9 protein-coding genes, 2 pseudogenes and 2 CRISPR repeat arrays are annotated in these 12,132 nt (G+C 66.7%); of the genes and pseudogenes, 1 reads left to right on the top strand and 10 read right to left on the bottom strand.

All coding sequences use genetic code 11. The features are described from left to right. Positions 1-76 precede the first annotated feature (76 nt). From QSK34_RS37775 to QSK34_RS14870, 9 genes and pseudogenes are all read right to left on the bottom strand, one after another. A pseudogene (locus QSK34_RS37775) lies at positions 77-1,186 on the bottom strand (recombinase family protein); the annotation flags it as partial. Positions 1,187-1,323: 137 nt separating this feature from the next. After that, positions 1,324-2,928 carry a replication initiator gene (locus QSK34_RS14905; RefSeq protein WP_285584445.1) on the bottom strand — a complete coding sequence of 535 codons (1,605 nt, stop codon included), beginning with the start codon at positions 2,926-2,928 and terminating at the stop codon, positions 1,324-1,326. A gap of 9 nt (positions 2,929-2,937) precedes the next feature. Next, entirely contained in the window at positions 2,938-3,084 is a 147-nt protein-coding gene (locus QSK34_RS14900; RefSeq protein WP_285584444.1) for a hypothetical protein, read from the bottom strand. Next, positions 3,077-3,265: a hypothetical protein gene (locus QSK34_RS14895; RefSeq protein WP_285584442.1), complete on the bottom strand. Its 189-nt coding sequence runs from the start codon at positions 3,263-3,265 to the stop codon at positions 3,077-3,079. Before QSK34_RS14895 ends, QSK34_RS14900 begins: the two co-directional genes overlap by 8 nt. Beyond that, on the bottom strand, positions 3,262-4,719 hold the full coding sequence (locus QSK34_RS14890) for an FtsK/SpoIIIE domain-containing protein (protein ID WP_285584440.1): 1,458 nt from the start codon (positions 4,717-4,719) through the stop codon (positions 3,262-3,264). Before QSK34_RS14890 ends, QSK34_RS14895 begins: the two co-directional genes overlap by 4 nt. 88 nt (positions 4,720-4,807) lie before the next feature. After that, a complete protein-coding gene (locus QSK34_RS14885) occupies positions 4,808-5,107 on the bottom strand; it encodes a hypothetical protein (protein WP_285584438.1) in 300 nt (99 codons plus the stop codon). Continuing rightward, positions 5,104-5,529, bottom strand: a complete 426-nt coding sequence (locus tag QSK34_RS14880; protein WP_285584437.1) for a plasmid replication, integration and excision activator — start codon at positions 5,527-5,529, stop codon at positions 5,104-5,106. The genes QSK34_RS14885 and QSK34_RS14880 overlap by 4 nt, the downstream gene beginning before the upstream one ends. A 112-nt stretch (positions 5,530-5,641) precedes the next feature. Beyond that, on the bottom strand, positions 5,642-6,358 hold the full coding sequence (locus tag QSK34_RS14875) for a GntR family transcriptional regulator (protein ID WP_285584434.1): 717 nt from the start codon (positions 6,356-6,358) through the stop codon (positions 5,642-5,644). 383 nt (positions 6,359-6,741) lie between these two features. Further along, positions 6,742-7,152 (bottom strand): hypothetical protein, encoded by a 411-nt coding sequence (locus tag QSK34_RS14870; protein ID WP_285584431.1) that lies wholly within the window; start codon positions 7,150-7,152, stop codon positions 6,742-6,744. A gap of 115 nt (positions 7,153-7,267) precedes the next feature. On the opposite strand from QSK34_RS14870, the gene QSK34_RS14865 reads away from it, so the two are divergent. Continuing rightward, positions 7,268-8,278 carry an NsdA family TPR-like regulatory protein gene (locus QSK34_RS14865; RefSeq protein ID WP_285584429.1) on the top strand — a complete coding sequence of 337 codons (1,011 nt, stop codon included), beginning with the start codon at positions 7,268-7,270 and terminating at the stop codon, positions 8,276-8,278. Between the two features lie 200 nt (positions 8,279-8,478). On the opposite strand, the pseudogene QSK34_RS14860 reads toward QSK34_RS14865, so the two are convergent. Further along, positions 8,479-9,039, bottom strand: a pseudogene (locus QSK34_RS14860) (NUDIX hydrolase). Between the two features lie 900 nt (positions 9,040-9,939). After that, positions 9,940-11,104: a CRISPR direct-repeat array (repeat unit 30 nt; unit sequence GTTGCGACCCCTCGCAGGGGCGATGAGGAC). 97 nt (positions 11,105-11,201) lie between these two features. Beyond that, positions 11,202-11,969: direct repeats of the CRISPR family, unit length 30 nt; unit sequence GTTGCGACCCCTCGCAGGGGCGATGAGGAC. Positions 11,970-12,132 lie beyond the last annotated feature (163 nt).

The following is a 12,132-nucleotide window of genomic DNA, read 5'->3' as shown; positions in this document are numbered from 1 at the left end:
GAGACGCGATGTCGATCTCACGGAGATAGATGTTCCTGGGGTGTTCGACCCGGTTCGCCAAGGCGTACTCCTCCGGGTAGCGGCAGCGGTAGTACTGCGTCTCGTTGATCCACTGCCCTTGCATGTTGCGGTCACACAGACCACAGACGAGCAGGCCACGGAGCTGGTAGACGTGGCGGGTCCGCAGGACTGTCTTGTCGGTGTGGCGATCTCCTCGACCGGCCATGGTCAGTTGGACTGCTTCGAAGTCCTCACGGCTCACGATCGGCGGATGCGCCGGCTGGTCCGACCAGATCCAGTTGCTCTCAGGGTTCCAGCGGAGTTTGGACACGTGGCCCAGGCCGACGTCATCGACGTCGATGAGCACCTCGTCTTTGCGCTGCCGGTTCCAGACCTGGTAGCCCGTGTACCGGGGATTGGTCAGGATGGCGCGCACGGCACCCTTGGACCAGGCGATGCCCGAGCGGTGACGGTTCCTCGCGCGGTCATGCGCCGAAGGGCTCAAGATGCCATCCCGGGTCAGACGCTCAGCAATGGCGAACAACCCATACCCCGTCAAGTAGTCGGCGAAGATCCGGGCGACGACGACCGAGGCGATCGGGTCGAGCTCCAGCCGGTGAAGTCGCCGGCCATCGGCCGCCTTGGACGGATTCGGGTGCGGTCCCGCGTCAACGAGGATGTAGCCGTAGGGCGGACGGCCGCCCAGGAACCGGCCCTCCATCTTTGCTTGGGCGCCCATGGCACTGCGGACGCGGACCTTCACCCGGTTACGCTCCCCTTTGCTCATCCCGCCGAAGACGCTCATGACGAGGTCGTGCGCCTCGTTCGCCGGGTCGATGGGGCCGCCCACCTCGGGCACCCACAAGGGCACGCCGAAGTGCTCGAAGATCGGGAAGGTCAGGCCATATTGGTTGCCGTAGAAGGCCCGATGCGGCTCACCGATGACCACCGCCTCGAAGCCGCGATTGCGGTCCCTCAGGGCCGTCAGGAGCGCCGCCGCGCGGGGACGACGCTGCCAGGGGATCGAGCGCGACTTGTCGACGTCGAAGAACTCGGCGACGATCCCGCCCCCGCGCGACTCGATGAGGGCGCGGGAGCGGGTGATCTGCCAGGCTCGGGACGATGCTGGATCTTGGTTGTCCTCTGTGGACACGCGGCCGTAGAAGCCGAACCGGATCTCACTCATGATCGCCTTTCAGGCCGCGTTCAGCTGCGCGGACTTGGTTGTGTGGACGGCGTCCATCAGGATCGCCAGCAGTTGGACCGCCGCTTGCGTGGTCAGGTGGGGAACCTCGCTCGGCAGGTCGATGGACAGTTCCTCTTTCACGCGGCCCGCCCTTCGATTGCCGAAAGATCTTGACCTTCTGCTGCTGCCTGGAGTCGGTTCATGTGGGCTCGCCACCGAAGGCGCTCACGGATGGAGCGCAGCAGGCGGACCCGGATGGGAGAGACGTCGGGATCTCCGGCCGAGACCGGCGACCAGATGTACCGGCCGGTGTCGGCGGGTTCGTCGTCGAGGCCGAGAGCCTCCAGGACCCAGGTGCGGCGGTCGGCCTTGTGCTCGGTGAGGGTCTTGTTCGACCACTTCCGGGAGACCAGCACTCGGCGTCCGCCGTAGCCGAGGTGTTCGGGGCGGTGTGCCTTGCCCCGGCAGCGGCCGGGGGTCATGCCCGGTTTGGCGTTCTTGGGCTGGACGCCGTAGCGCAGCCAGTTCGGGCACGTTGGTGTGCAAGGTTCGTAGCGAAGGGCGTCGAGCAGGCGGGCGGCGTGGTCGCGAGCCGCCTGGGTGTCGGCGGCTTGGCCGAGGGTCTTCGTCAGGTACTTGGAGACGTAGCGGATGGCCTGGTCAGCATCCGGAGTGCCCGCGAGGATGCCTTGGGCGTCGATCTGCGGGCCGAACCGGACGACGTGGAACGGCGGGGAGTCGGCGTCGAGTGCGTCGAGGGCCTGCGTCCAGGTGGGCAGGACTTCGCCGGTGGCAGGGTCGAGATAGCCGGCCTCTTCGTCCCAGACCGGGAGGTGACTGCCCTCGAAGCGGATGACGTCGCAGGAGGGCCACCAGACCTGGTGGTAGGTGGCCGCCGCAAGGGTGCGGATGTCCGCGCGGGGCAGGGTGCCGCGCATAGCCATGTGCAGGTGCGGCGCCAGGCGCTTTTGCATCTCCACCGAGGCGAAGTACTGGACGTCATAGCCAGCGACGCGGCGAAGGTTCTGCACGAACCTGTCGATCAGCTTGCCGAAGTGGATCGCGTCCCGTGCCGCGCGCACGTAGTCGTAGGTGGCGGGATCGACCGGCGCGCCGGCGTTCACCCGGCCGTAGGTGTCGAGCGTGAGGGTGATGAACATCGAGGGCCGGTACGAGCGCCCGCCCGCCCCGCTGTAGGTGCGGCCCAGCGTGGTCGCCGTCATGGTGCGCTTCGGGAGGTCGGGAGCGTCCTGGCGGCGACGGGTGGAGCGGGAACGCTTCGTGCCGACCGGACCGACGACGTTGCCGCGTACACCCGCCGCGTTGATCTCGGCGTCGAGCTCCATGATGGCCTGGTCATAGTCGTCGATGGAGTCGCCCGCGGATTGTGCGGTGTCGCGGAGGGCCTGGGCTTCGGCCCGCCACTCGACCAGGTGCCGTTGGAAGTCGGTGGGCTCGTCTGGGGTGGTGATCGGTTCGGCGGCCAGGTGCCAACCTTCGCGGCACTGGGCCATCCGCAACTGCCGGTTCCGTTTGGCGCACGGCGGACACTTGGCTTCCAGCGTCGATCCGCACGGGACGTCGATGATCTGGGAGGTGCCGGTCGTGATGTCCATCCGGCGAAGCGCCACCGGGCGGATGCAGACGCCGTTGTCGATCGCGATGGCCTCGACCACCTCGCGCGCCAGGGGCATTGCCTGCTTGACGGCGCGCGGGGTGTGCCGGTCGGTCGGGTTGCTCAACGTCACCTCCTAGCGGTCGGCGTCGGGGATCACGGTCGCCTTGGCTCCGCACTCGCGGCACTCGACGACGGCGCGGACGGGGTAGATCCACAGGCTGTCGGTGGTGCCACAGCACGAGCAGGTCAGGTCGTCCAGCACGTAGGAGAACTCAGCCACGGTCGTCTCCCTCGACGAGGTCGGCGCGCAGGCGGGTCAGGCCGGTGTAGGGCTCGGTGGTGATCTGGACGTCCACCAGGCGCAGGAACCGCATCTCCCCTGCGCTGGTGAGCCGCAGGAACATGAGCTCCTCGGGAACGGTGGTCACCTCGGCGCGCGTGCCGGTCAGGGTGAGCTTCACGCCGCCCCGCTCTCGACAGCACGCCGCGCGGCCTGGTGGTGGGCGACCATGTCCCGGATGTCGTCGTCGGAGACATAGGTGGCGCGGACGCGGATCGGGTCCGGAGAGGTTTCGAGACGGACGTAGCCGATGCCGGCGCCCTGTTCGGTGTTGGGCGAGATGAGGTCGGCCAGTGCGCCCCGGTCTCGGGCGCCGTCGCCGAGAACCATGTCGACCTGTTCGGACTCGTCGAGCCTGAGCGCGATCTTGTCGGGGAACAGGTTGCGGATGTTCATGACCTCCTTTCGCGGGTCCTGCAATGCGGCCAGGACGCCGAAGCCGACCGCTCGCCCCTGCGTGGTGAGCGTGGCCAGAGCGGCGGTGATGCGCTGACGAAGGCCCTTGTCGGACTGGTAGGCGGTCAGGAACGCCACTTCGTCGACGACCACCAGGACGAACGGCTCGTCTGTCGTCGCGATGTGGGTTCGGCGCACGCCCGCGTACTTGTCGGCCCGGTGCTGCATCTCCGCTACGGCTGCTTCCAGCAGGTCCGCGCAGTCCTCCGGGGTGGCGGCGTACCGGCCGTCGAACAGGGGCCTGCCGAGAGACAGCTCCATCCGCTTGGGGTCCAACGCCCAGACCTGAATGAGCCCGGCCGCCATCGCAGTGAGCAGGCCACGGATGATGGACCAGATCCACGAGCCTTTGCCTGCCCCGGTAGCGCCCGCGATCAAGACATGGGTTCCGTGCACGTTGAGCCGGTAGGGCTCGCCGTCCTCACGGTCGCCGACGTCTACCGGACCGACTTCAGCCGGCCCTTGCTCGGTGTGGTCGGGCAGCGGATGAGCCGGGATCGGATGGGCCAGCGGGTCACGACGCGGCAGGGTCAGCAGTACGGTCCCGGGGGTGTGCAGGGTGACGCGGGCAACGGGAGCGCCGAAGCCCTGGGCGAGGTGGTCGGCCCGCTTGGTCCAGTCCTCCAGGGATTGGCCCTTCAGCATGCGGACGGTGACCAGATCGGCCCACGGTGTGCAGCTGACGTTCCGCAGCCGGGGCAGGTAGTCACGTCCGTGCAGGTGACGGCCGAGACCTGAGACGACCATGACGGGCTGCCAGTGCCGCCGGTAGATCCAGAACCGTCGCCAGAAGGCCAGCAGCGGCCAAGTGATCCAGGAGGAGAACGACGGCCGGTGGATCATGGCCCAACTGGCGAGGATGGGCAGAGCCGCACCGATCAGGAAGAGGCTGCCGCGCCAGTCGACCAGGACCGCCAGGGCGACCAGTCCCCCGACGAGGGCGACCGCGATCGGGTGTCGCCAGGTCATCCGGAACGAACCGCCGATGAGACGGACGATCCATAAGCCGATGGTGAGGACGGCCGGGGTGTTGACCACGACCGGCCGGAACACGATCTTCGTGTCCGGAGTGGTGGTGACGAGGTTTCGTGCCTCGTCACCGGGAAGTCGGCGAAACACTAGGGTTGTGCTCCTCTCGGAACATATGCAGTGGGCTGGGAGAACCGGGGCGGCCGGAGGGTCCAAGCTCCAGCCGCCCCACCTGAGGTCAGGCCGCTTCGGTCTCGTTGGGGCCGGGGAGCGCCGACTGAGGCCGGCATTCGGCCACCAGGCTCGTCACGGCCTCCAGCAGTTCGGTCAGGAAGTCCATCGGCGGTTCGGCGTCCGTGTCGGGCAGGCAGATCCGCATGCTGACGCGGTCCTGGTCGATGACGACGTAACCGCCCATCGAGCCCCGGCGGGGGTAGTACCGAACCCGTGCCTCGGGTCCGGCGTCGATCGCCACGTTGACCCGGGCCTCTCGGCCGGGGTGGATCATGATGCTCGCGTAGCCGTAGCCCTCACTCATGACACGTTCTCCTTCATGTTCGGGACGGGCTTGCCGACCCCGGCCATGGAGCGCGGGGCGTACATCTGACGAACCTTGATCGACCAGGCCAGGCGGCCCGCCGCGTTCACGTACGCGACGACCGCGATCTCGCCGAACTCCACCGGCGTGATGGGCAACCCCGGCATCGGCGCCGGGGGCACCGGCTGAACCGAGGAGAGGATCTTGACGGACACGGTCTTCTGAGCGGGCTTGACCTCGGGGTCGGCGTCGAGCACCGGAACCTGCCAGACCAGTTCGCGGGTCTGCTTGTCGCGGGTCTGGACGAACCGGCCGTTGGTCGAGGCGTCGAAGTCCTTGACCGGCTCGACGTCTCCGACGATGTAGCAGCCGTGCGGGAAGAGCTGAGCGAAGGTGACCGGGATCGGTCCCTGCAAAGCCATGAGCCTCCTTCTGGGACAACCTATTGTTCGGTCGTCCACTTGTCCGATTGAGTTGCTCTGAACATACCCCACTCGTCCGCTCAAGTAAACGAGTAGACGCGTGGGGTAAGGCTTAGCTCACCTGATAGACATCTTCGAGTTCGTGGAGATCGCCAGGCAGGGCGAGGCTCACAACCATGAACGCCGTGCCGGCCGCGTCGTGGACCGACGACAGCACAGCGAGGATGGGCGCAGACGAACCGAGTTGTTCGGCCTCGTCCTTGGTGGGCTTGCGTGCGGACAGCCGCTCGATCACGTGGTCAAAGCGGAGATGCTTCACGGCCTGGAGGTGCTGGCGGACACCGTGCCGCAGAGGGTCGGGCTTCTCCAGGTCGGTTCCCATGACGACCTCAAGCGGGAACCACAACGACTGGGCGGCGAAGACCTGCTCACCCTGCCGAGAGACCCGACGGCGGACGACCACCGGCGTCCGTTCGTCCACTCCGAGCAGGCGCGCGATGTGACGAGGCGCCGGCACCCGGCTGACGTTGACGACGGCGTCGCCGAGCTCTGGTTCCTCGGTTGCCGAGAGTCCCGGCCGGGATCGCTCGGTCGGCGTCTCGGGCCGCCCTTTGACGAAGGAGCCGCGACCGTGTTCACGCTCGATCCACCCTTGCATCGCCAAGGTCTGGAGTGCGCGGACCACGGTCGTCCTGCCGACGCCCAGTTCACGGACCAGTTGGGTCTCTGAAGGCAACATGTCGCCGGGGGCGTACTCGCCATCCCGGATGCGCTGCTGTATCGCCGCCATCACTTGGGCGTACTTGGGAGGGGCGAATTCCATGCTCATTCTGACCGCCCAATCACTTTTCCACTTGTCTGCATAAGCAGACTAGCGGTTAACCAGGCGCCTGTCAGTGCCCTGAGATGCGAGGAAGCCCTATCTCACCACGCCGAACAGCAGGGCCGCCCAGATCCGTTGCGCTTCGTCTTCCCGCCAGGTACGCGTGTGGAGGATGGTCGGCTTCGACGGGTCGCCTCGCATCGCCTGGATGAACCACTGTCCGCCCGAGTGGCACAACTCGTACCAAGGACCGTCATGGTCGGCGCAGGTCCAAGCGGCGACGCGACATCGTTCAAACCGTTGCGCAGGGTGCCAGAACAGCTGCACCGCTCCCGGTCTGCGCGGGTGAACATGGGGAGCCGAGCAGTGACCGGGCCAGTACTGCCCGGTCACCCGCCGGTTCTTTCGAAGCGGACCTGGCCTGCTCCATCGAGCCTCGCGTGAAAGAGCACTTCACAGTCCCTGTCGTCCTGGACGAATCCGAAGCGGTACGCGCGGCGCTTGATCCGCCCCCACGCCGCCACGTCGGCGGACGTCCGACGCAGAGCGGCACGCAGTTCGTCCATCGACGACGCCTGCTGTGAGGTGGTGCCACAGGGACCGATCCGATCCGCCCCGCCGATGGAGTGGAAGACCTCCCACTCGTACATCTCACTCATCTGCAACGGCCCATCGCAGAAAAGGCAGTCCTCTGGAGCGCTGGTCTCCAGTCCGAGCAGCCTCGCGGTGGCCTGACCGCGACGGGTGACGATCTTCCAGCCGCGCCCGTCGCACGCTTCGCACTTAACCGGGGTTGTCATGAGGCAAGAATGGAACGCGCCGAATTCCTGTCCTATCTCACCGGGATATACCAGCGAGTGATATCGAGCGGAAAGAGGTAGGGTCCAAGGCGCACCCCTCAAGCATCCGTACAGCATGAACGCCCCGGAGCCTGGAATGCCAGGAAATGCGTACGAGCCCATCCACATTCCCGACGAGGTATGGGACAGGGAGTCCACTCAGGAAATACTCAGGAATCGCGACATAGCCGGATTATTCAAGATCGCGGTCAAGTACACGGGTGCCAGCCAGGTACGCATCAGTACCGCCACCGGCATCTCCCAGGGCCGCGTCAGCCAGCACATGCGCGGACAACGGCAGGTCACCGACCTTGAGGTGTTCGAGCGCATCGCCGCCGGCCTCAGCCTGCCCGACCACGCACGAATGCTGCTCGGCCTGGCACCGCTCGACGTCGCCTCACCTACGGGCAACCGCGGCAACGACCACCAAGAGCAGAGCGACGAATTGAAGGCGCGGATCGAGGCCGCCGCCGTGGTCGACCCAGTTACCGTGATGATCCTTGCGACCGACACCAATAATCTGCGGCTACTCGACAGGCGTCTCGGAAGCGCGGCCATCGCCGACAAGATGCGCGCCCAGATATCCCAGATCGAACGCGCCCACCATCACGCCATCAGGCATGGGATACGCCGGGATCTCGCGCATGTGTTGTCCGAGACCGCTTCTCTTGCCGGTTGGCAGGCCATCGACACCTGCGCTCTCAACGATGCTTGGGACCATCACGAACGCGCCATTACGGCAGGCCGGGAAGCTGAGGACCCTGCCGTTCTCGCCTATGCGCAGGGGCAGCAGGCATACGTGCTGATGGACCTGGCACGGCCGGCCGAGGCAGCCGAGGTCATCCACCACGTGCGCGGAACGTTCGACCGCGTTGTGCCCGCCCGACTGCGGACGTGGCTCGCAGTGGCCGAGGCCGAGGCATCCGCCACTCTCGGAGACGAGAAGACCTGTCGGGACGCGCTCGACCAGGCCGCCGATCTCCTACCCGAAGGCGACACCGATCCGGAGTTGCCTTATCTGGCACTCAACAGGCACCATCTGGCCCGGTGGCGTGGGAGTTGTCTCGTCCACTTCGGAGACCGTTGAAGATCTCAAGTCCGCGCTTGCCGGAATGGACGGCACCTTCAACCGCGCCGAGGCAGGGTTGAGATGCGATCTCGCACACGCGTTGCTCGCCCTGGGCGAAGCCGATGCTGCGCAGCCACACCTCTACCGGGCCGAGCAACTCGCCACCATGACCGGCTCACGGCGTAACGGAAGACGGATTGCTCGGCTTCGGAAGGCGCTCAGTCGTGCTGACCGTTGAGGCGCTCTCGGGCGTATAGGAGGCCGACCAAGACACCGGAGTTCCAGACGTCGCCGCACGCAATCATGCCGGGGATCTCCTTCATCGGGATCCACTCCAGGCGGTCGGCCTCGACCTCTCCCACGGGTTCGCCAGCCAACTCGGCACCCCGGCCCAGGAACACGAGGTGTTCGGAGTCGACCATGCCGACCATGGGCTGAAAGGTGATCAGGTGCTCGATCTCCCTTAGCCGGTAGCCGGTTTCTTCCTCTACCTCGCGAGCGGCGGTTACCTGAGGGTCTTCGCCGATCTCGACCAGGCCGCCGGGGAGCTCCCAGCCCCAGCGGTCGAACAGGAAGCGGTGACGCCACATCATCAACACGCGCTACTCGTCGTCGACGACGACCGTCATAGCGGCACGTCCCAGATGCACGGCGTGGTGCTCGAAGCGCTCGCCGTCGGGGATCTCGACGTCAACCAGGCCCAGCCTGATCCACTCGTTGTCGTAGATCAGCCGTTCGCCGTGGACGATCCAGCGCGTCTGCTCCTCGTTGGTAGCCACAGCGCGACGCTACAGCCATAGATCGCCGACGTACACGGAAAGCAATAGGCCACTCGCCTCCACGGATGGCTACTGCGGTGGGCGCCATAGCGGCCGGTTACATTGCCGAATTGTTCTTGTGAGGGATCAAGACGGCGGCGCGCCGTGCCGCCGTATCCGGCCCTCTGCCGCCCGCCGGCCGGGCTGCGGCCTGGGGGCCGGTCCCGGCCGGCGGCGCCCGGGCCGTCCGCCGACCAACACGATCGCCGTTGCCGAACGATCTCACCGACCTATGCGTCCCGCCGCCGTACCGGATCACCCTTACGATCGCCTGATTGTGGCTGGCCATCGTCGATGGCCGGGGGCGATCGCCGATCCGAGGCTTCGTTCCTCAGCCCCGGCTCAACGGGAACCGTTGACTGGTGTCAGCGTAATAACTGATGACAATCCTCGGCGGTGGAATGTCGTGCTTATGTTGCAACCTGGCGCGAGTCAGAACGACTCCGAGGGACTGGTCAGCGCTCTACGTGTGGTGACGATCTCTCGCAGGGGCGATGAGGGCGCCGCCCCGCCGCGGCCGTCGTTCTGCACGCCGAGTTGCGACCCCTCGCAGGGGCGATGAGGACAGGTCAGGAGGTCATCGGTTCGAATCCGGTTACCCGTTGCGACCCCTCGCAGGGGGCCATGAGGACCGCCGCTCAGCCGGGCCGCGCTCGCGCTGTTCGTGTTGCGAACCCTCGTAGGGGCGATGAGGACGGCCAACGGCTGTTGGCCTCACAAAGAGACACAATCGGTTGCGACCCCTCGCAGGGGCGATGAGGACTTTCGTGGGCAACTTCCTGTGATGGAGAAGTTTCAGTTGCGACCCCTCCCGGGGCGATGAGGACGACCTCTCCGGCCTGCTGGCCGATCGGCACTTCGTGTTGCGACCTGTCGCAGGGGCGATGAGGACTGCGGCCGCCCATGGCGTACTACGGGGCAAGACGTGTTGCGACCCCTCGCAGGGGCGATGAGGACCGGGCCAACCAGCGGATCGTCAACGTCGAGATGACGATGTTGCGACCCCTCGCAGGGGCGATGAGGACGGCGAACGCGTAGGCCCAGCCGAACTCGTTGATGTGTTGCGACCCCTCGCAGGGGCGATGAGGACCCCGACCCCGGAGACGTACGCGGCCAAACAGGCCGGTTGTGACCCCTCGCAGGGGCGATGAGGACGTGGCGGGCCGAGCTCATGGTGACGGCCGGGACCAGTTGCGACCCCTCGCAGGGGCGATGAGGACCGTCATCCCCACAGGACAGGAGACGACACAACCATGAGTTGCGACCCCTCGCGGGGGCGATGAGGACCGGCGCTGATCCGGTCCTGGCAGCTCAACCTCGTGTTGCGACCCCTCGCAGGGGCGATGAGGACCCACCAAGCTCAACTGGCGCCCGGCCGACCTGTCCGCGTTGCGACCCCTCGCAGGGGCGATGAGGACACACATCCCTGTCCGCAACCGCGGCCTGGGCTTGGAGTTGCGACCCCTCGCAGGGGCGATGAGGACCTCCCGCACCGGGTCCGGCCTCACCTGCACCGGCAGCGGGTTGCGACCCCTCGCAGGGGCGATGAGGACACACATCCCTGTCCGCAACCGCGGCCTGGGCTTGGAGTTGCGACCCCTCGCAGGGGCGATGAGGACGTCTACACCGTGCCCCGCTACGGCAGCTTCGTCATGCGGTTGCGACCCCTCGCAGGGGCGATGAGGACCTCCCGCACCGGGTCCGGCCTCACCTGCACCGGCAGCGGGTTGCGACCCCTCGCAGGGGCGATGAGGACACACATCCCTGTCCGCAACCGCGGCCTGGGCTTGGAGTTGCGACCCCTCGCAGGGGCGATGAGGACGTCTACACCGTGCCCCGCTACGGCAGCTTCGTCATGCGGTTGCGACCCCTCGCAGGGGCGATGAGGACCTCCCGCACCGGGTCCGGCCTCACCTGCACCGGCAGCGGGTTGCGACCCCTCGCAGGGGCGATGAGGACCTGATCGCCATGGACATGGGTCTGGGCAAGACGATCAGTTGCGACCCCTCGCAGGGGCGATGAGGACCATCGCGGACGCCCGGTTGATCGCCCGCTGCTCGTTGCGACCCCTCGCAGGGGGCGATGAGGACTCCGGAGCCGCACGCCCGCCGCAGAGGAGACCACGTTGCGACCCCTCGCAGGGGCGATGAGGACACCACTACCGTCTCCTGCTCGGCAACTACCTGACGATGTTGCGACCCCTCGCAGGGGCGATGAGGACCTGACAGGCAAGTCTCCGGTGGGTAGACACCGGTCTGTTGCGACCCCTCGCAGGGGCGATGAGGACCGGCTGTGGGAGGACGCGGAGGCGCTGGCCGACGCCTGGTTGCGACCCCTCGCAGGGGCGATGAGGATCCCACGCCGGTCGAGTACGACCGCCTGGCGGCGGTGCGGTTGCGACCCCTCGCAGGGGCGATGAGGACGAGGCGAACTCTTCATCTCCTGCGGCTGCGTCTGGAAGTTGCGACCCCTCGCAGGGGCGATGAGGACCTCGCCGCCGTGTCCGCGCACGAGTGCACCGCGATGTTGCGACCCCTCGCAGGGGCGATGAGGACGCGTTCCGCGAGGTCAACAAGGGCAGTCGAGGATGGATGTTGCGACCCCTCGCAGGGGCGATGAGGACTTGAAGTCCGGGTGAGCATCGCCTACGGGTTCGGCAAGTTGCGACCCCTCGCAGGGGCGATGAGGACAGCTGCTGGAGAGTCAAGGCCCTCGGCGACGTCGAGTTGCGACCCCTCGCAGGGGCGATGAGGACTGATCACCTAGCACAAGGGAATGCACACAGCGCCATGAAGTTGCGACCCCTCGCAGGGGCGATGAGGACCTGAAGATCGAAACCATGTCTCATGGTGGGACTCGCTGTTGCGACCCCTCGCAGGGGCGATGAGGACCCCAAGGTAAAGCCGCTGGTCACAGATGATGGGATCAAGGCGTTTTCGGCCTGATTTTCAGCAGACCTCCGGTAGTGCAGTCGAGCCCGGTGTGTCGCTGAAACCGAACGCTATTCAGAAGGCAAGAAGCAGCGACCCAAGGCTACTGGTCACTGCTTCCTGG

Source organism: Herbidospora sp. NBRC 101105 (genome assembly GCF_030269205.1).
Classification (GTDB): Bacteria; Actinomycetota; Actinomycetes; order Streptosporangiales; family Streptosporangiaceae; genus Herbidospora; species Herbidospora solisilvae.
The sequence above is the reverse complement of the archived record's forward strand: the minus strand, read 5'-3'. Positions and strand labels throughout refer to the sequence as shown.